This is a genomic window from Allotamlana fucoidanivorans (assembly GCF_006265225.1).
Taxonomy (GTDB): Bacteria; Bacteroidota; Bacteroidia; order Flavobacteriales; family Flavobacteriaceae; genus Allotamlana; species Allotamlana fucoidanivorans.
This window is the reverse complement of record NZ_VDCS01000013.1, coordinates 49,439-71,531: the sequence shown is the minus strand read 5'-3', so window position 1 is coordinate 71,531 and position 22,093 is coordinate 49,439. Positions and strand designations below refer to the sequence as shown.

The 22,093-nt window shown below is 37.3% G+C and carries 11 protein-coding genes; all 11 read left to right on the top strand.

The genetic code is table 11. From position 1 onward, the window contains the following. The 11 genes from FGF67_RS13775 to FGF67_RS13725 all read left to right on the top strand — a co-directional run bounded on the left by FGF67_RS13775 (window position 1) and on the right by FGF67_RS13725 (window position 22,087). Window positions 1-1,485: a RagB/SusD family nutrient uptake outer membrane protein gene (locus FGF67_RS13775; protein ID WP_139698342.1), complete on the top strand. Its 1,485-nt coding sequence runs from the start codon at window positions 1-3 to the stop codon at window positions 1,483-1,485. 12 nt (window positions 1,486-1,497) lie between these two features. Then, a complete protein-coding gene (locus FGF67_RS13770; RefSeq protein ID WP_139698341.1) occupies window positions 1,498-3,561 on the top strand; it encodes a PKD domain-containing protein in 2,064 nt (687 codons plus the stop codon). Between the two features lie 12 nt (window positions 3,562-3,573). Then, window positions 3,574-5,229 (top strand): family 16 glycosylhydrolase, encoded by a 1,656-nt coding sequence (locus tag FGF67_RS13765; protein ID WP_139698340.1) that lies wholly within the window; start codon window positions 3,574-3,576, stop codon window positions 5,227-5,229. Window positions 5,230-5,424: 195 nt separating this feature from the next. Continuing rightward, the gene (locus tag FGF67_RS13760) at window positions 5,425-8,883 is read left to right on the top strand and encodes a hypothetical protein (RefSeq protein WP_139698339.1); all 3,459 of its coding nucleotides are present in this window, start codon (window positions 5,425-5,427) and stop codon (window positions 8,881-8,883) included. Between the two features lie 11 nt (window positions 8,884-8,894). Continuing rightward, window positions 8,895-10,142 carry a glycosyl hydrolase family 17 protein gene (locus FGF67_RS13755; RefSeq protein ID WP_233244085.1) on the top strand — a complete coding sequence of 416 codons (1,248 nt, stop codon included), beginning with the start codon at window positions 8,895-8,897 and terminating at the stop codon, window positions 10,140-10,142. A 6-nt stretch (window positions 10,143-10,148) separates the two neighbouring features. Continuing rightward, window positions 10,149-11,156 carry a glycoside hydrolase family 2 TIM barrel-domain containing protein gene (locus FGF67_RS13750; protein ID WP_233244084.1) on the top strand — a complete coding sequence of 336 codons (1,008 nt, stop codon included), beginning with the start codon at window positions 10,149-10,151 and terminating at the stop codon, window positions 11,154-11,156. Window positions 11,157-11,158: 2 nt separating this feature from the next. Beyond that, on the top strand, window positions 11,159-12,655 hold the full coding sequence (locus FGF67_RS13745; RefSeq protein ID WP_139698337.1) for a glycoside hydrolase family 30 protein: 1,497 nt from the start codon (window positions 11,159-11,161) through the stop codon (window positions 12,653-12,655). 37 nt (window positions 12,656-12,692) lie between these two features. Further along, entirely contained in the window at window positions 12,693-14,144 is a 1,452-nt protein-coding gene (locus tag FGF67_RS13740) for an MFS transporter (protein WP_139698336.1), read from the top strand. Next, window positions 14,134-15,084 carry a glycoside hydrolase family 17 protein gene (locus FGF67_RS13735; RefSeq protein WP_139698335.1) on the top strand — a complete coding sequence of 317 codons (951 nt, stop codon included), beginning with the start codon at window positions 14,134-14,136 and terminating at the stop codon, window positions 15,082-15,084. The genes FGF67_RS13740 and FGF67_RS13735 overlap by 11 nt, the downstream gene beginning before the upstream one ends. 358 nt (window positions 15,085-15,442) lie before the next feature. Then, window positions 15,443-17,233, top strand: a complete 1,791-nt coding sequence (locus FGF67_RS13730) for a T9SS type A sorting domain-containing protein (protein ID WP_139698334.1) — start codon at window positions 15,443-15,445, stop codon at window positions 17,231-17,233. 90 nt (window positions 17,234-17,323) lie between these two features. Then, window positions 17,324-22,087, top strand: a complete 4,764-nt coding sequence (locus FGF67_RS13725; RefSeq protein ID WP_139698333.1) for a glycosyl hydrolase — start codon at window positions 17,324-17,326, stop codon at window positions 22,085-22,087. Window positions 22,088-22,093: the final 6 nt, after the last annotated feature.

Genomic DNA, 22,093 nt, shown 5'->3' with positions numbered 1-22,093 from the left:
ATGAAAAAATACATATATAACATAACAAAAGCAGTAACAACCGTACTACTTGTATTTGGAGCACATTCTTGTGGAGATGCTTACTTAGAGGAAGTACAACAATACGCTATAGATTCAGAAAACTACTTTAATTCTGAAGCTGACTATTACAGTGCCTTAGTAGGGGCCTATGATTTGTTACAGTCTACCTATTTAAATGCCATTCTTGGTGAAATAGCCTCCGACAATACACTTTGTGGTGGCGAAAGCGCAACAGATGTTATAGGATGGCAACAAATTGACGACATGATTCATACACCAGTTAATGATAATCTTAGAGATTTATGGAACTGGATGTATGCTGGGGTTAGCAGAACAAATTTTATTCTTGAATTTCAGGATAAAACAGACTTTGAAGGTCGCATAGGTCTCATTGCCGAAGCCCGTTTTTTAAGAGCCTATTATTACTTTGAATTAGTAAAATGGTTTGGCCCTGTTCCTTTAAAAGAAACACGATTTGAAATTGGCGACGAAACAATTATTCCGCGCTCACCCGTAGCAGATGTTTATGCTTTAATTGAAAAAGATTTAAAATATGCTATAGAAAATTTAACCTACACAGCACCTCAAGTAGGTAGAGCAACAAAAGGTTCTGCACAAGCCTTACTAGGTAAAGCTTATTTGTTTCAAGAAAAATTTGCTGAAGCAACATCTGTTTTAGATAACTTGATAGAAATGGGTCCATATGATTTAGTTGATGATTATGAAATGCTCTGGGAAGCTGAAGGTGAAAATAGTGTTGAATCTGTATTTGAAGTTCAATATACAGATATTGAAGGAGCTAGTTTTGATTGCTTGCAGTGTAGCGAAGGTAATGTGGCAATTGGTTTTAGCGGCATAAGAAATTATTCTGGCCCTTTATTTTCTTCCGGATTTAGTTTTAACGTGCCTACACAAGAATCTTATGATGCTTTTCCTAATGACGATTTACGTAAGGATATTGCCATTTTAGATATTGTAGCCTGGGCTGCTCAGGAAGGTGCTGAATATAAAGAAGGTTATGAACATACCGGATATTTTAACAGAAAATACATCCCAAGAAAGCGAAGTGAAGATGCCGCTGGAGATTTAAATCTTACCAACCCTGGCAACTATAGAGCTATCCGATTTGCTGATGTTCTGTTAATGGCTGCTGAAGCCTATAATAGAGGCGGCATTAATGATACGAAAGCTCAAGAATATGTTAATAGAGTAAGAAGACGCGCTTATGGGGTTGATGATAATTCAAAAGACATTGCAACTACTGGCACGAATCTTACAGCCGATATAGCTAGAGAAAGACGCTTAGAACTAATGGGCGAAGGTCATCGCTTTTTTGATCTGGTTCGTACGGGAGAAGGCACTAAAATCCCTGGGTTTACACCAAATAAGAATGAAGTTTTCCCTATTCCAATTGAAGAAATTCAGTTTGCAAATGGGAACTGGGATCAAAACGCGAATTATTAAAAAAAACAGACTATGAAAACATTTAAATATATAACCCGTTTTTGTTTCATCGTACTGCTCATGGTTATGGGTTGTGAGAATGACGAAAACATTGATTTTGTAAATAATATCGCTGCGCCGTCTAACATTGCGGCTGGTGTAAATGTTATTCCAGACAATACAGGGCTTACTCAAATCAGTCCAACCGGTAATGGTGTTGCTAGCTTTATTGTAGATTTTGGAGATGGATCTGAAGTCTCAGAATCCATTGCTCCTGGCGAACTAGTAGAACATATTTATACTGAGGGCACTTATGAAGCCACGATTACTGCAACGGGTATTAATGGCAAAACAGCCACAGGGACACAAACCGTTAATGTATCGTTCAGAGCACCTGAAAATATTATAATTAACACGGCTATAGATGGTGGAAACCCCTTTTTACTTAATGTGTCTGCCGAAGCTGATTATGCATCTTCTTTTATTGTATTTTTTGACACAAGTAACCCTGAAGAAGAAGGCACGCCTTTAGAAATTGGCGGAACTGTAAGCAACTTATACCCAGGTGTTGGTGATTATAACATCAAAGTCGTAGCGTTAAGTGGTGGTGCCGAAAGCAGCGAGTTAGAACAAGTAGTAACTATTTCTGCTCCCGTTGTTTTCCCTATTGATTTTGAAGCTTTTGATGAATCTGCTTTGATTAGTTTTGGTGGAGCCTCAAGTGCGGTGATAGATAATCCAGACACAAATGGCAACCCATCTGCAAAGGTAGCAAGAATTGTAAAAGATGCTCCAGAAGTATGGGCTGGTACCGTAATCACCATGTCTTCACCTATAGATTTTAGTTTGAAAAAAGCCATGAAAATGAAAGTTTGGTCTCCAAGAGCAGGTGTTAAACTTTTATTCAAACTTGAAAATTTAAGCGATGGCAATATTTTTATTGAAAAAGAAGCCACATTAACGGGTACTAATACTTGGGAAGAGGTAACCTTTGATTTTTCAGATATTGATGAATCTCAATCATATCAAAAAATAGTATTCTTCTTTGATTTTGGAACCGTTGGTAGCGGAGGCTCAGATTGGACATTCTACGTAGATGATATCAACCAAACTATTCCTTCAACCGGCGCAACCGGTTTACCTGGAAAATGGGTTATGGCTCCTGAAGCTGGGGCATTAGGCGTAGGACCAACTATTGGAGACATAAGCTGGTGGAACTGTGATGCAAGCTGTGTATCTGACAGAGCATGCTATTATGACGATGTTTATATATTTGGTAACGATGGTTCTTTCCAAAACGATTTGGGATCTGAAACTTGGACCGAAGGCTGGCAAGGTGGTGGCGATTCTTGTGGAACACCAGTAGCCCCGCACGACGGATCAAATTCTGCTACCTATGCATACAATGAAAGCGCAGGCACCCTAACGCTTAACGGTGTTGGAGCTTTTATAGGCTTAGCAAAGGCATATAACGGTGGTGAACTATCAAGCCCTAGTAATGCCCCTGAATCAATAACTTATAATATTGAATTTTTAGATAACGACACTATCGCTGTAAATATCGATGTTGGTGGAGCAATCTGGCAATTTAAATTGATAAGAGCTGGCGTAGTAACAACTCCTCTAACTGGAACATGGCAAATAGCTCAAGAGCCAGGTGCTTTAGGCGTTGGTCCTTCTCTTGGTGATACTAGCTGGTGGAATTGTGATGCCAGTTGCGTTCAAGATAGAGCCTGTCATTATGATGATTTATATGTCTTTGGTGCCGATGGTTCCTTTAAAAATGAACAAGGCTCAGAAACCTGGATTGAAGGTTGGCAAGGTGGCGGTGACAATTGTGGAACGCCCGTAGCTCCACATGATGGTTCCATCCCTGCAACCTATAGCTATAATGCAGCTGCAGGAACATTTACTATTAACGGAAAAGGCTCTTACATTGTTTTACCCAAAGCCGTAAATGGCTCTGAGCTTTCCAACCCAGCAGATGCTCCAGATGCTGTTGTTTATAACGTTGAATTTATAGATAGTAATACCATTTCTGTTTATATAGATGTAGGCGGCGGTGTAATTTGGCAATATAAACTGGTTAAAATTTAAAAAGGAAAGATTATGAAAAATATTAAATTAAAATATGGCATCGGTCTAGTATTGGCATTGACACTTGTTTTTACAGGATGCCAGGATGATGATGCCTCTTTCGGGGACATAAAAAGCCCAACCGATGTAACATTATCTGCTGACGTTATTTGTGAAGACTGTAATGATCCTGAAGGAGACGGAAGTGGCTTGGTTAATCTTGTGGCAACCTCTAGTGGAGCCTTAGCTTACAAATTTGATTTTGGTGACGGATTTAGCGAAACCAATCAATCAGGACGCGTAACTCATCGATTTACAAAAGTAGACGTAAATACATATACCGTTGTTGTTAATGCCGTTGGCACTGGAGGTGTACAATCTAGCACGTCTATTAATGTTACTGTAAGAAGTGACTTTGAAGATCCTGAGGCCAAAGATTTTTTAAGTGGTGGCGCAGGTAGTAGCAAAACTTGGTATTGGGCCGCTGACAAGCCTAGTAATATTGCTCTAGGAAGCAACGTAAAAAATGTTCCAAACCCTGGAGACCACACCTTCCCTACCTACTTTAATTCTGATCCTTTTCACCCAGACAAATTATGTATGTATGATGCCGAGTTAGTATTCACTCAGGATGCAGATGGAAATCTCACATTTCAGCAAACCGTTGGTCAAGCTTATATTCCTGGAACGGTAGCTGGTAGCATAGGCGTAGATGGAGATACCTGTCATGGTAAAGATATTGTTCCGTCATTAGGAGAAACTAGTAATGTAGCATTAATTCCTTCAAGCTCAGTAGCTACTGAAGATGCCAAAGATCCTGAATACAGAGGTACCACCATCTTATTGTCTGATGATGGTTTTATGAGTTGGTATTGTAAAAATAGTTTGTTCGAAATTATTACAATTACAGATAGTAAGCTATATGTAAGAGTTGTTGATGGGGTTGATCCTGGTTTAGCATGGTATTGCACGTTCCAAACTCAAAACCCTAATGAATCTGGAGGTTTTGAAGATTTAGTATGGTCTGATGAATTTGATGTTGATGGTGCACCTAACGCTGCCAACTGGACCTATGATCTTGGCTCTGGTGGTTGGGGTAATGGAGAACTTCAAACCTACACAAATAATGCTGAAAACGTGATTGTTGAAAATGGCGTTCTAAAAATAACGGCTAAAGCTGATGGTAGCGGTGGGTATACCTCTGCCAGAATTAAAACAGAAGGCCTTCAGGAATATAAGTATGGAAAAATTGAAGCCAGAGCTAAACTTCCTGCTTCACAAGGTACTTGGCCTGCCGTATGGATGTTAGGTGCTAACTTTGCTGATGTAGGTTGGCCCAACTGCGGAGAAATTGATATTATGGAGCAAACAGGTCAGGACAAAACAAAAACGTCTGGTGCGCTCCACTTTCCTGGTAACTCAGGAGGTGATGCTATTGTTGAAGAAACTACAGTTGCTAATACAGCAACAGAATTTCATGTATATACCGTGGAATGGACAGCTGAATCTATAAAAATGTCTGTAGATGGTGACTTCTTCTTCTCGTATGATAACAATGAACAGCTTCCATATAATGCAGATTTCTTTATGATTTTAAATGTGGCCATGGGTGGCTCATTAGGCGGAACGGTAGATCCTAATTTCACCGAAGACACCATGGAAATTGACTATATAAGAGTATACCAGTAAATTAATTAATAGCACTCCGTTTGGTCTAAAAAAGTTCAGACCAAACGGAGTTAATAAAAACACTAAGAGAAATACCTCTTACAAACTAAGACTTTAAACCAACAAAAGTAGTATTCGCCATTTTTGAATTCGATTCGCTTGAATCAAGCGTTGGTTTCCTTTGAGAATAGCTTTTGTAATAATACCATAAGGTAAATGAATTCAAATACTTTAACAGCAGAAAATAACAAGCTTTCAAATCAGTACGAAAGCATCAAAGGAGAATTAATCACTTTTGAAAATGAATCTTATTATAAAATCACTAATAGTGATCAAATGAGACCATTTTTCATGAGTATTGTAAGTGACTCAAATCACTGGATGTTTATATCTAGCAACGGTGGATTAACGGCTGGTAGAAAAAATGCAGAATATGCCCTATTCCCCTATTATACAGATGATAAAATTACCGAGTTAGCTGATACAACAGGAAGTAAAACCATATTTCAAATTCACACACCACACGGTATTAAAGTTTGGGAACCATTTTCAATCAGACAAATGGGCTTATACAACACTAGAAACAACCTCTACAAAAACAGCTATGGAAACAAAATAATTTTTGAAGAAATAAATGACGACTTGGGGTTAACCTTCAGATACCAATGGTGTTCTAGTAATGAATTTGGTTTTGTAAAAAAATCGACCCTCACAAATGATTCTGAAGAAAAAATTGCCATTACTGTTCTTGATGGGTTACAGAATATTTTACCAAGTAATGTATCTTCAGAGCTACAAAACAGTAGAAGTAACTTAGTTGATGCCTACAAAAAAAGTGAATTACACCCTGAAACTGGTGTTGGGGTTTATGCTTTAAGTGCTGTTATTGTTGACAAAGCTGAACCAAGCGAATCTTTAAGTACCAATATGGTATGGTCTCAAGGGTTTACCAATCCTACCCGTTTAATATCGTCTTTACAACTTGATACATTCAGACGAGGCCATTCTGTTGAAGAAGAAATAGACATCAAAGCTGAAAAAGGCGCCTATTTTATTTCTGATACCATAAATTTAACTTCAGGTGCCAATAAACAATGGTTTTTTGTAGCCAATGTAAATCAATCCATCTCAGATATTGTTCAAATAGAAGCGCTGATTAAATCTGATGCTGAGATTGTAAAAACCATAGATAAAAGTATAGATGCAGGCACGCAAAATCTTGTAAGATTAACAGGTAATGCAGACGGATTACAAGTAACGGCTGATCCCCTAACGAATAACAGACACTTTGCCAACACCCTATTCAATATCATGCGTGGCGGTATTTTTGATAACAATTATAATATTGAAAAAGAAGACTTTACAACCTATTTAGGTAAAGCCAACAAACTTGTTTTCAAAGAAAAAACAGCCATTATAAACACGCTTCCTGAGTTATTTACACTAACGCAATTAAAAAAAATAGCAGAGGCGGATACCAACCCAGATTTTAAAAGGCTTTGTTTTGAATACTTACCTTTAAAATTTAGCAGAAGACATGGCGACCCAAGTAGACCTTGGAATAAATTCTCAATTAATACCAGAAGTGAAATTGATGGCTCAAAAATATTAGACTATGAAGGCAACTGGCGCGATATCTTCCAGAACTGGGAAGCGCTTGCCCACTCGTATCCTGAGTTTATAGAGGGCATGATTCATAAGTTTTTGAATGCAACAACATTTGACGGCTACAACCCGTATCGTGTTACAAAAGATGGTTTTGATTGGGAAGTCATTGAAGAACATGACCCTTGGTCGTACATAGGTTATTGGGGTGATCACCAAATCATTTATCTGTTAAAATTCCTTGAATTTATTGAAAACTATCAACCCAATACTCTTGAAAAACGTTTTAATGAAAACATATTCGTGTATGCCAATGTTCCTTACAAAATAAAAGGATTTCAGGATATTCTAAACAACCCAAAAGACACAATTGACTTTGACTATAAACTAGATCAAAGTATTAATGAAAAGCGAAAAACACTAGGTGCAGACGGTGCATTGTTATCAGATGGTAATTCAAATATATATCGAGTTAACCTTATTGAAAAACTCTTGGCTACTGTTTTAGCCAAACTATCAAACTTCATTCCCGAAGGCGGTATTTGGTTAAACACCCAACGCCCAGAGTGGAATGATGCAAATAACGCGTTAGTTGGTAATGGTGTATCCATGGTAACACTTTATTACCTCAATAGATTTTTTAACTTTTTTGAAAACATTATTGCTAATGCTGAAACTTCAAAAGTATCCATATCACAAGAATTATTCGAGTTTTTTAATGGCATAACAACCACCCTTAAAAACCATGAAAACCTATTAACTGGTAAAATTTCAGACAAGGACAGAAAAAACATTCTTAAAGGCTTAGGAAAGGCTGGTAGTCAATACCGAGAAGTCATTTACCAGAACGGTTTTTCTAGTAAAAAGATGGATTTAGATTTTAATACCATTTCGTCCTTTATTAAAACAACAAAAAAATTCTTAGCTCATAGTATTGAAGCTAATAAACGGGATGACAATATGTATCATGCCTATAATCTAATGACCTTAAAAGCTAATAATGAGGTATCCATATCTTACCTTTCTGAAATGCTAGAAGGTCAAGTGGCTGCTCTAAGTTCAGGATACCTATCTCCTTCTGAAGCGTTAACCCTATTAGACGGCTTAAAAAACAGTACTTTATTCAGAGAAGATCAATATAGTTATATTCTTTATCCAAATAAAAATCTTCCGCGTTTTGATAAAAAGAACAATATTCCTAAAGATAAGGTTGAAACAAATGCCCTTTTAAAACAGTTGATAGCTGATGGCAATCGTCAAGTTATAGAACAAGATGTACTTGGCAATTATCACTTCAATCAAAATTTCAACAATGCTGACAGTGTAAAAAAGGCCTTAAATGATTTAGGACCAAAATATGCTGCTTTAGTATCCAATAATATCAAAGACACTTTACAGGTTTTTGAAACTATTTTTGATCATAAATCTTTTACGGGACGATCAGGCACCTTTTTTGGATATGAAGGTTTAGGTTCTATTTATTGGCATATGGTATCAAAACTTCTATTGGCCGTACAAGAAAACTGCTTGTTGGCCATAAAATCAGGAATTGACAAGCAAATCATAGGACGATTACTTGATCATTATTATGAAATCAGTGCGGGCATTGGGGTACATAAATCACCTGAATTATATGGCGCATTCCCAACAGACCCCTATTCTCATACACCCGCCACAAAAGGTGCACAACAACCAGGTATGACAGGTCAGGTAAAAGAGGACGTGTTAAGCAGATTTGGAGAACTTGGTGTTTTTGTTGAAAACGGTCTCATCACATTCATGCCAAAACTGTTACAAACCAAAGAGTTTTTATCTAAAAACTCTGTATTTCATTATACGGCTATTAATGGTCAAAAGGAAAGCATTCCATTAAACGCCGGATCACTTTGTTTTACATATTGCCAGGTTCCTGTGATTTATAGGCTGTCTGACAACAATGATATTGAAATTATTTTTAATAACGGAAGGCGCATTGTTTCAAATGAACTCTCTCTTGACTATGCAGCTTCAAAAACCATATTTGAACGTAAAGGTGATGTAAAACACATAACAGTTTCCATCAAACAGTAAGAACGAAACATATGTTAAAACTGAAAAGTTTCATATCACTTTTAATTTTTGTAATGATGCTAGGATGCAATAAAAAATCAATAACAGCAGCTGATATATTGGGTAACCCAAATTATTTGGCTATATCTTATGGTGGCTATCGCCATGACACCAGAGATATTCAACCAACTATTGCTGAGCTAAAAGATGACATGAAACTTCTCTCTGCTATGGGTATTAAGCTATTGAGAACCTATAATGTGCAGCTTCAGCAAGCTTCTAATCTTTTAAAAGCCATTAAGCAGTTAAAAGAAGAAAATAGCAACTTTGAAATGTATGTTATGTTAGGGGCTTGGATAGATTGCCAAAATGCATGGACAGATAAAACACCTAATCATGATATAGAAAGTGAACAGAATGCAGGTGAAATAGCAAGAGCAGTAGCTTTAGCAAAACAATACCCAGACATTGTAAAAATAATCGCTGTTGGTAATGAAGCGATGGTACACTGGGCAACAAATTATTTTGTTCAACCCAAAGTGATTCTAAAATGGGTGAATCATTTACAAGATTTAAAAAACCAAGGTGATTTACCAAAGGATTTATGGATTACCTCTTCTGATGATTTTTCTTCATGGGGCGGTGGCGATCCGACCTATCATACGCCAGATTTAGAAAAGTTAATAAAAGCAGTTGACTACATTTCCATGCATACCTACCCTATGCATAACACATACTACAACCCAGAATTTTGGTTGATTCCAAACGGTAAAGAGCATACCCCAAAAGAAGAGCAAGTAAAAGCTGCCATGTATAGAGCTTTAGAGTTCGCTAAAATGCAATATGATAGTGTGTTTAATTATGTAAAAAGTCTTGGCATTAATAAACCCATTCACATTGGTGAAACTGGTTGGGCCACCACTTCAAACGGGCATTATGGCAAAAACCTATCAAGAGCTGCTGATGAATACAAGTCGGGTTTATATTATAAACTCATGAGAGAATGGACGAACACTTCAGGTATTTCTTGCTTCTATTTTGAAGCTTTTGATGAACCTTGGAAAGATGCCAAAAACCCCAATGGGTCTGAAAACCACTTTGGGCTCATCAACCTTAATGGACAAGCCAAGTATGCTATTTGGGATTTAGTTGATAAAGGGATATTTAACGGACTGACTAGAGATGGACAACCCATTACAAAAACATATAATGGTCGTTTTAATGACTTGATAAAAACAGTTGAAGCGCCGCCCAAGGTGAGTGAAATGTGGACACATTAAAAAAGTATGAATACACTTAAATACATATCAATTTGTCTTTTATCAATGCTAGTCTTAGCCTGTAGCAAGCAAACTCCGTTGGTAAAAGTTTCAGGGAACCATCTGTTAGTTGATAATACGCCTTACCTCATAAAAGGCATTTGTTATCACCCTGTTCCAATAGGAAGTAGCACACGGAATTTTGATAATTTAAATCAGGATATAGCGCTCATGAAAGAAGCCGGTGTAAACACTATAAGAGTATATGCCCCTATTGATGATATAGCTGTTTTAAACGCCCTTAACGATGCTGCAATAAAAGTTATTATCGGGTTTGGTTATGACCAGAATGGGTTTTATGATATTGTGTCTGGCTCATATCTCAATTATATAAAAAAGTACAGCAACCATCCTGCTATTTTAATGTGGGAACTGGGTAATGAATACAACTACCACCCCGAATGGTTTGAAGGAGATTTATCAAATTGGTATAAGGCACTTGATAAAGCAGCTATTCAAATTCACAATACAGACTCTAATCATCCTGTGGCTACGGCACATGGTGAGCTTCCAGATAATACCGTTTTAGCATTCTGCCCTAATATTGATGTTTGGGGTATGAATGTGTATCGTTGGGATAATCCAGAAACTATCTTTAAACAATGGAAAGCAATGAGCAACAAACCCATGTATTTATCGGAAGCTGGAGCAGATAGTTATATGACTATTACCGCCGAAGGTTTTAATCAAGGTAGCAATGAGCAAGCTCAAGCACAGGCCAATGAAAAAATTCTAAAAGAAATATTTAAGAATCTTGATGTTTGTTCGGGTGTTACTATGTTTTCGTTCACTGATGGTTGGTGGAAAGCGGGAAACCCTGATAAACAAGATATCGGAGGTTGGGCTCCAAACAGTTCAGGGGTTCCTTATGATGGATCACCAAATGAAGAATTTTGGGGTATGGTTGATATCAACAGAAATAAAAAAATGGCCTTCACTGTTCTTAAAAACATATATACTAAAGAAAATCATTAAACATGAAGCATCTTAAAAACATAGCAATGGTCTTGTGCATGACACTCGTACTCAATAGTTGTAAACATGAAAAACAAGAATTAAAAATGGAGGTGTTTGAAACTTCTGAGAGTGGTAATAGACTAAAGCAACTGACTAGTTTTCAACCAGCCAAAAACAAAGCAACCATAGAATTATTCCCAGAAATCACATTTCAAAAGATTACTGGGTTTGGAGCTGCTTTTACTGAGTCATCTGCTCATCTATTAAATCAATTAAGCAAAGCCAACAGAGACACCATACTTCAGGCATATTTCTCAAGAGAAGGCGCGAACTATTCGTTAACACGAACACACATGAACTCCTGTGACTTTAGCCTAACAAATTATTCATATGCCCCCGTTGAAGACGATTTTTCCTTGAAACATTTCAGCATTGAGGAAGACATGGATGATCTTATCCCCATGATAAAAGAAGCCATGACTATTTCAAAAGACGGATTTAAAATTTTTGGTTCTCCATGGACAGCGCCACCATGGATGAAAGACAACAACCATTGGGTTGGCGGTAAACTATTACCTAAATACTATGACACCTGGGCCTTATTTTTCTCAAAATACATAGACGCTTATAAAAAAGAAGGTATAGACATTTGGGGGTTTACTGTTGAAAATGAACCCCATGGCAACGGAAACAACTGGGAAAGCATGCATTTTACGCCAAAAGAAATGACTGACTTTGTAGAATTTCATTTGGGTCCCAAACTGGAAGCTGATGGTTATGGTGACAAAATTATTTTAGGTTACGATCAAAATCGAGCCGGGTTAAAAGAATGGGTTGATGAAATGTACCGCAGCCCCTCCTCTTCAAAATATTTTGATGGTACGGCCATTCACTGGTATGAAAGTACCTATGAGGTTTTTCCAGAAGACTTGCAGTATGCTCATAATAGAGCCCCAAGCAAATATTTAATAGAAACCGAAGGCTGTATTGATGCCGAAGTTCCAGTATGGAAAGATGATGCTTGGTACTGGAAAAAAGAAGCCACAGACTGGGGTTATGATTATGCTGAAGAAAAAGACAAACACCTACACCCAAAATATGCTCCAGTAAACAGATATGCCAGAGATATTATTGGATGCCTTAACAATTGGGTTGATGGTTGGGTAGACTGGAATATGGTTTTAAACCGCCAAGGTGGCCCCAATTGGTTTGAAAACTGGTGCATTGCCCCTGTTATTGTTGACCCTGATAAAGATGAGATTTACTTTACACCATTGTATGATATCATGGTTCATTTTAGCCGATATATTAGACCCGAAGCTAAAGTAATTAAAGTAGAAAACACTGATAAGGAGTTAATGATAACCGCAGCTAAAAACCCTGATGGTTCCATTGCTGTAGTCATTTTTAATGAGGGTATGACCAATAAAAGTTTCACTATAAAATTATTTAATCAATCAAAAGATATTCAAATAAGCAAACAAGCTATTCAAACCATTGTAATTCCCAAAACATAAACGTTTTGAACCTATAAACAAACTAAACACTAAAACCATGTCAAAATCCACATCCAAACCACAAGTTCCTTTAGGACAAAAAATAGCCTTTGGTATAGGTATGTTAGCCAATCAAATGTTTCCTGCCATTTTAGGAATATTCATGGTTGTATTGGTTCAAGACCTAGGTTTTCCTGGGTGGATGTGGGGTGTTCTGTTTTTTATTCCCCGTGTTTTTGACTCTATCACAGACCCTATCATGGGATTTATTTCAGACAACACAAAATCACGTTGGGGACGCAGAAGACAATACGTGTTTATTGGTTCCATAATTATGGGGATTTCGTTCGTAATTATGTGGCAGCTCTATCGTGAAGATGGTATAGATTACAACTTTTGGTATTTTTTATTGTGGTCTTTTGCTTTCTACTTGGGCTTAACCATTTTTAGTGTACCATATGTCGCCATGGGTTATGAAATGAGTACTGATTTTCATGAGCGCACAAATATTATGGCCGTAGCGCAATGGATAGGTCAATGGGCATGGGTCATCGCTCCGTGGTTTTGGGTTATTATGTATGACAAAGGTTGGTTTGAATCGGCCGATGTGGCCACTCGAGAACTGGCCATTTGGGTAGGTATTGTTTGCATGCTCTTTGCAATGGTTCCCGCTATTTTTATAAAAAGTAAATCCACATTGAATGAAGAAAGTTATTCTCCACTTAATTTAAAAAACATTGGAGGTAGCTTAAAAGAAATCCTTGTTGGTTTCAAAGAAGCTTTTAATTCTGTACCCTTTAGAAAATTATGCATTGCCACTTTTTTGATATTTAATGCCTTTAATACCATAGCAAGCTTTTCTTTTTTTATAGTGGTTTATTACCTTTTTAATGGTGATGCTGGAGCCGCAGGAGTTTGGCCTACCTTGTTTGGCAGCATTGGAGCTCTAGTAACCACTTTTTTAGTTATTCCTGTAGTTGCCAAAATGTCTAAAGTCATGGGTAAAAAAAGAGCGTTCATAGCCTCGCAAGGTATTTCTATTTTAGGTTATATTCTATTATGGTTTCTCTTTGTCCCTGGAAAACCATATATGTTCATTTTTGCTTTACCCTTCTTTTCTTTTGGTATTGGTAGCTTATTCACTTTGATGATGTCAATGACCGCCGATGTTATTGACCTCGACGAATTAAACACTGGACAGCGGCGAGAAGGGATTTTTGGCGCCATCTATTGGTGGATGGTTAAGTTTGGTTTAGCTATAGCTGGTTTGTTAAGTGGTGCTATTATGACTCTTGTTGGATTTGTTCCAGCCGCTGAATCACAACCCGAAAATGCCATAACAGGTTTACGCATATTTTATTCTGGCCTACCTATTTTAGGAACCTTACTTGCTATGTATGTTATGCGAAATTATGATATCACCGAGAAACGCGCTAATGAAATTAGAGCCGAACTTGAAAGTAGAAAAAAGCATTTAGAATCAGATAATAAACCAAGCTATGTCGAGTAAAAGAAATCATAAAATTATGTCGTTATCTGGCGGCAATCTCAATAACAAAACAACAAAAGGTCTTCAATATCTTTTTGAAAAGACACTAAAACAAGGTATGCACGGGTTATGCTTTAGCCCTTATGAAGAAGGTCAAAAACCAGGCACACATATTTCAGAAGAGCAAATTAGGAGACGTCTTGAATTGATTCGTCCATATACAACATGGATTCGTTCGTTTTCTTGTACAGAAGGGAATGAACTTATTCCTAAAATAGCTAAAGAGTATGGCTTAAAAACTTTAGTTGGTGCTTGGTTAGGAAAGGATTCGCAAATTAACAAAAAAGAAATAGACGGTTTAATAAGATTAGCCAAAGCGGGTTATGTAGATATTGCCGCTGTGGGCAATGAAGTCCTTTATAGAGGTGATTTAAGTGAAACTGAATTACTTGTTTTCATGGAAAAAGTTAAACATGCACTTCCAAACACTCCAATGGGTTATGTAGATGCCTATTATGAGTTTACAGATCGACCAAACATAACCAAAGCCTGTGATGTTATTTTAGCCAATTGCTATCCGTATTGGGAAGGCTGTAATTTAGAATATTCCTTAATATATATGAAAGATATGTATAGGCAAGCTCTAAAAGCGGCTAAAGGTAAAAGAGTAATTATTACAGAAACAGGCTGGCCCAGTGAAGGCACAGGACTTTATGGCGCCATACCCTCTTATGAAAGCGCCATAAAATATTTCATTAACGCGCAAAATTGGTCGAAAGCAGATAATATTGAGATGTTCTATTTTTCCTCGTTTGATGAATCCTGGAAGGTTGGTGCTGAAGGAGATGTTGGTGCATTTTGGGGTCTTTGGGATAAGAATGAAAAATTAAAATTCTCCCTTAATTCTATAAAAAAAATTTCAAGACGTCTCATTAATTTTATTTCTATAGACCCTCAATAGTAAAAACGCATAAAAAACAAGTCACCATACACCTTGAGTTTTTCGCTCAAGGTTTTTTTTATATTCTATCAAAGCACGCCATAATAACAGATAAAATTAAAAACACTAATACTACAACCTAACTCAATCTGTTGCTGCCCTATTTTATACCACAACATTACCACAACACTTAGCAAAAACACCTCGTTAACTATCAGATGCAACTCGCTAAAACCTCTTTTTTTTTGCGACTTACGCAATAAATCATTGTTTTTTTTGAAATGTATGTTTTTTGTATTGGACAAAAATAGCAATACCACAATACGCATCATCTAACTTTACAACAACTAAATAATTAAATAATTCTAAATAAAACATTATGAAAAAAATTACCTTTTTATTGATTTTAGCGATAACCTCGCTATCATTTTCTCAAAATATTCCGGTTGATTTTGAAAGTAACATTACTATTGGTGATAATTGGAAGGCCGATAGTGGTCTGGCTTCTGTTGCTGTAGTAGATGATCCTGCTGCCTCTGGAAAAGGCAAGGTGGGACAAATAAATGCCTCTGATGCCGGACAACCTTGGCAAAATGCTCAATTAAGAATGACCACAAACTACATTGACTTAACCGATGCAACAGGTAGTAGTTCTATCACCTTTGATTATTATAGCACTGTTGCTGGTGGTGGACTTTTAAAGTTAGAACAGTCACTCAATGGTGGTGGCAATGTTGAACGTGCTTTTACCACCTCAGGGACGGGATGGGAATCTATTACAGTAGATTTAGACAACCCAGATGTAGGAGATCCTGTTAATGACCAATACAAACTTCTCGTTTTCTTTCCTGGTATAGGTAACGGAAATGGAGCAACCAATGAGGTTACTTATGTAGATAATATTTCTGGTGTTGTAGGAAATCCTATTGCTCCAACAGAAACTACTAGTGTTACTGTTGATTTTGAACCTGGAGGATTAGGTCAAGATTGGTCATGGACCCCAACAGAAGTTGCACCTTCATTTACTTTAAAAACGAACCCTAACCCAAGTGGCATTAATACATCTGATAATGTTATAGAATTTATCGCTAGAACCACAGATAATAACTGGGCCTTAGCATTCACAGATGATATAGGTCAGTTTACTTTTGATGAAACAAATGCTATTGTTAAGATTATGGTTCACAAACCTAATACAAGTAAAATAGCCATAAAATTTGAAGGATTAAGTCCTGCCCATGAGATTCAAATTGCCAATACCACTACCAATCAATGGGAGGAAGTAATCTTTGATTTTTCAGGGCAAATTGGAAATACTTACAGCAGAATTGTAATTATTCCAGATTTTATTGAGCCTTATGTTAATGGAAAAGACCGACCTGAAGATCATACCCTTTATTTTGACAACATAGTGGTACCTGAAGGAACCATAGTAAATTTACCAGAACCAACAGTAGTTGCTCAAACACCCTCTCATGATGAAACGGCCAATCAAGTCATTTCTATTTTTAGTGATGCCTATGCAAATGTTCCAGATAGTAACTACAATCCAGCTTGGGGTCAATCAACATCTGCAACTATTGAAATGGTAAGTGGTGAAGAGGTTTTAAAATATGCTAGCCTGAATTATCAAGGTACGGAATATACCAAACAAAATGTTTCTGGCCTTACACACTTGCATGTTGATTATTGGACAGCAAACTCAACAAGCTTAGAATTTTTCTTGGTGACTAATAATGGGGCTGCAGCCGAATTTGGATATCCATTACCAATTACAACTACAGAATCTTGGTTAGGCGTAGATATTCCTCTTTCTGCTTTCCAAGGCGTAGACTTGGCTCACGCGGTAGCCTTTAAAGTAGTAGGTAACGGAACCGTATGGTTTGATAATTTCTACTTCTACAATGAAGTTAGTTTAAGTACTAGCACCTTTACAAAGGATGTCTTAAAAGTGTATCCTAATCCATCTAAAAATGTTTGGACCATTAAAGCTAAAGATTTAAACATCACTTCTGTTTCACTGGTAAATATTTTAGGAAAAACAGTTTTAACAAAAACACCAAACTCAGGAGAAATTAGCATCGATGCCTCCTCTTTGAATACAGGATTATACTTTGCAAATATTATAACAAGTCAGGGGTCTCAAACCATTAAACTTGTTAAGGAGTAATATTCTAAACCATATTACTTACAAAAAAATAAACTTAAGCGAATGCATTAGTAATTTTTTAATGTATTCGCTTTCTTAATATTCTTAAAAATGAAAATAGCATCTCGATCCAAACAACTTCTTTTTCTTAGTTTACTATGCCTTTCTTTTACCATTGGTGCCCAAGTTACTGTAGGCAATGGAAGTTATACTACTAATTTTCCAGGTACGGATGCCGCTGGTAGAAATGGGTATCCCTCAGGAACACCTCAATTATCAGGAAACGCCATAGGCAAACCTGTTCCAACAAATGACTGGTGGTCTAAATTAGTAAAAGATAATCATGCCGATAATTTATTCAACTATCCCATGACCATGAAAACCACTAATACTGGATTAGTGGTTACCTATATTCCTTTTGGTGTAATTGGAGACTCCGCCCCTATTAAAGTTGGACTATCTGGACTAAATGCTTTGCAAGCAACAGTTTCAGATTATTCAGATTGGACCGTTACTATGAATTGGAATGACGGTTCACATGATTTAAAGGCTACTTCGGGAATTGGTATGCCTTTTCTATATTTTGAAAAAGAATCGGACGATGTGCTAGAAATTCAAATTAACGGTGGTTCGATAACCGTTTCTTCTGAAATGCTCATCATTGAAAACGCCAGTGGTAATGCTGATTTTGTGTTTTATGCCCCATCAGGAAGCACGTGGACCAATACTGGAAACACCTACACCTCTACCCTAAACGGAAAAGATTATTGGTCTATGGCCATGCTACCACAAGATAATAGCAATGCAGCCACCGTAGCCCAAGAATATAAAAAATATGCTTATGTATTTCCTACCAATACTACAACCAGTTGGTCTTACAATGAAAATACAGGTGTGGTACAAACCAATTTTTCAGTAACCACAGAAACAAAAGAAGGGGTTGAAACGAATATTTTACAAGGACTTTTACCTCATCAATGGGCTAATTTATCGGCCATTTCAGCCACTCCAAATGGCTACAGTTACAACGGTATAAGAGGCGAGATAAAAACGCTTGATGGTAACGGTTTCATCGTTGAAAACGTTTTTCGCGGTATTCTGCCTACCATGCCTTATTTAGCAAATTATAGTGCAGGGTTTAATCCTTCTGATTTAGATGCTAAAATTGCTCAAATTGAAAATGATGGGTTAGCCACCTGGACAGATTCTTATAACGAGGGGCAAGTAATGAATCGATTGATTCAATCGGCTAGAATTGCCGATCAAACCGGAAACATTGAGGCTCGAGATAAAATGATAGCTACCGTAAAAGAACGTTTAGAAGACTGGCTAAGCTATCAATCTGGAGAAAAAGCCTTTTTGTTTTATTATAACAATGATTGGTCTGCTATGTTAGGTTATCCTGCTGGTCATGGGCAAGACACCAATATAAACGATCACCATTTTCACTGGGGTTACTTTATACATGCGGCTGCTTTTCTAGAACAATTTGAACCTGGGTGGGCTAACAACTGGGGAGAAATGATTAATCTTTTAGTTAGAGATGCTGCCTCTGACAGTAGAAACGATGCACAGTTCCCTTTCTTAAGAAACTTTAGCCCGTATGCTGGCCATTGCTGGGCAAATGGTTTTGCTTCCTTTCCACAAGGTAACGATCAAGAATCGACTTCTGAAAGTATGCAATTCAATTCCTCGCTAATCCACTGGGGTACTATTACAGGAAATGACGCTATTAGAGATTTAGGAATTTATTTATACACTACCGAGCAAACAGCTATTGAAGAGTATTGGTTTGATATGTATGAACGTAATTTTCAACCTTCACAACAATACAGCCTAGTGTCTCGTGTTTGGGGGAATTCTTATGATAATGGAACATTTTGGACCAGTGATATTACAGCATCTTATGGTATTGAATTATACCCCATGCATGGTGGTTCTTTATACTTAGGTCAAAACAAAGCTTATGTTCAAAAAATTTGGGATGAGTTAAAAACATACACTGAAATATTGAGCACCTCAAGTACCAATCCTAACCTTTGGCATGATACCATCTGGAAATATTTAACTTTTATTGATCCTCAAACAGCTATTGACCTGTACAACGCATACCCAGATAGAATTATGAAATTCGGTGTATCTGATGTTCAAACCTATCATTGGTTACATGCCATGAACGCCATGGGAACCCTTGACGCAACATTAACCGCTGATTACCCTATTGCCGCGGTTTTTAGTAAAGATGGCGACAAGACCTATGTAGCGCATAACTATTCCAGTGCTCCCATTACGGTTACCTTTTCTGATGGTTTTAAACTAGATGTACCAGCATATCAAATGGCAACCAACAAAGACGCTAGTGTTTCAGGAATCATGTCGTCAGACTTCAACCTGGCCTTTCCTAATGGCAGTGTTAATTTAACTGTACAAACATCGGGAACTGGAATTACAAAAGTTGAATTTTTTGATGGAACGAATCTCTTAGGCGAAATTCAAAATAGTCCATATGAAATGAAAGCTTCAAATCTTACCCTTGGTAATCACGGTATGTATGCCAAAGTGTATGACGGATCTAAATTTAATATCACAAATATTATTACTATTCAAGTTGGAGATCAAGTTCCTTATTCGGGAACGGCTATAGAAATCCCAGGAACTATTGAAGCTGGGCACTATGACAAATTTGAAGGTGGTGTTGGTCAGGGTATTTCTTATGTAGATGTGTCTCAAAACAACGAAGGTGATTTCAGACCAGAAGAATATGTAGATGCCGCTACGGACACTTCCGAAGGTGCAATTATTGGATGGATTGCATCGGGCGAATGGGTAGAATACACTATTGACGTGCAAACTGCTGGAAACTATAACTTGGATTTTAGATATGCCTCAGGTAACAGTGCTGGCGGTGGACCATTTTATCTTGAAATAGACGGAGATAAAATCAGTCCAGACATTTCTGTTCCCTCTACAAGCACCTCCAATTGGTCTACCTGGGCCACCAAAACCGTTAATAATATAGAACTAAACAAAGGAAAACATGCATTAAGATTAGCCTTCACAAATGGTGAATTTAACTTAGGAAAATTAACCTTTAGCTATTCTAGTCCGTTAGCTTATAATCCACCTGTAGCCCATGCTGGAGATAACGTATCTGTTATTTTGCCCGCAACAACAGCAACTTTAGATGGTTCTCAAAGTACCGATGCAGATACTCCTGTTTTGAATTATGCTTGGGAACAAATTTACGGACCATCGGCTATAAACTTCTCTAGCTCTACTGTTGTGTCTCCTAATATTTCTAATTTAGAAGAAGGTATTTACAAGCTCAAGCTTACGGTTGATGATGGTTCACATACATCGAGTAGCACCGTTTTAGTCATGGTTACGCAAACGGGAAATACCACTCCAACGGTGTCGTTAACAAGTCCGGCCAATAACTCCTCATTTAAAGAAGGAGATGACATAGCAATTTCGGCTACAGCCAGTGACCTTGACGGTACTGTATCGTTAGTTGAGTTCTATGATGGCATAACAAAAATTGGTGAAGATAGTACTGCTCCATTTAATTTCGTTTGGAGTAATGCAAGCCTTGGCAATCACCAACTTTCTGCTAAGGCCATTGATGATGCTGGAGGCCAAGGCACATCACAAACGGTAAATATATCGATTGATGAAGTAAAACGCTGCGAACAAACAGGAACCGGAGCCCTTCAAGGATCTTTCTCCATTGGTTATAAAAGTACTTTTGAAACCATTGGTACAGATGTTATCGTCACTTTTGAGCTACTTGATAATGATAAGTTCTCTGGAAATGCTTACCTCTGGCAGCAATCGCCTTTTGCGGAGTCAGGCATGGACTTTGTTGAAACCAATAAATTCACCAAAACTCTAAGTGGATTAACTAATGGACAAACCATTAGCTATGCCTGTAAATTTGAATTCACAGGAGGCTTAGCCGTTACAGAATATGTAGACTATGTAGTTGGTTCAGATTGTTCAGGTGATAATGACACAGAAGCTCCGACAAATTTTACAGCTTCAATTGGTACTGTAACCTCAAACTCAGTTGAGCTGCTATTAAACGCAACAGACAATTCTGGTACGGTAGTTTATAATGTTTCTTTTGACACAGGATCTGATGGCTTAACTGGTGAATCTGGCGTTCAAAAAGCTTTAGTAATAGCCGCCTTACAACCTGAAACCTCTTATACGTTTTCTATTTCGGCTTCTGACTTAGCTGGAAATGAAGCCACCAACAATCCTATTATCCTTCAAGCCACTACTTTAACCAGCGCTAATACCGCTTGCTCTGGAATAAGTGCTGATGCCCAGCAAGGTTCTTTTGATATTGGTTACAATTATAACTTTGAAACTTCGGGTACAGATGTCACGTTTACCTTTGAATTATTAGATAATAAAGACGGTGTTATTGCCTATTTATGGAAAGAATCACCCTTTGGTGAAACCCCAATGAGTGCGGTTTCTGGTGAACCTAAAACATTTACAACCACCATTTCTGGACAAACACCAGGAGCAACCATTAGTTATGCTTGTAAATTTGCATTTGCAGGCGGTTTAGCCGTAACTAAATATTTTTCTTATAAAGTTGGTGACAACTGTACTTTGGGTCTTGATAAACCAAAATTAGAAGATTTCAAGGTGTATCCTAATCCAAGTTTTAGTATGTGGACTATCAACAGTTCAACAAACATAACATCCATTCAAGTTTATAACGCTTTGGGAAAACAAGTGCTAAGTTTAAACGCCGATAACAGCATCACAAATATTGATGGTACACCACTCCCTTCTGGTTTGTATTTCGCTCAGGTAAGTACAGAAGCAGGCAGTACAACCATTAAATTGATTAAAAAATAGTTTTTT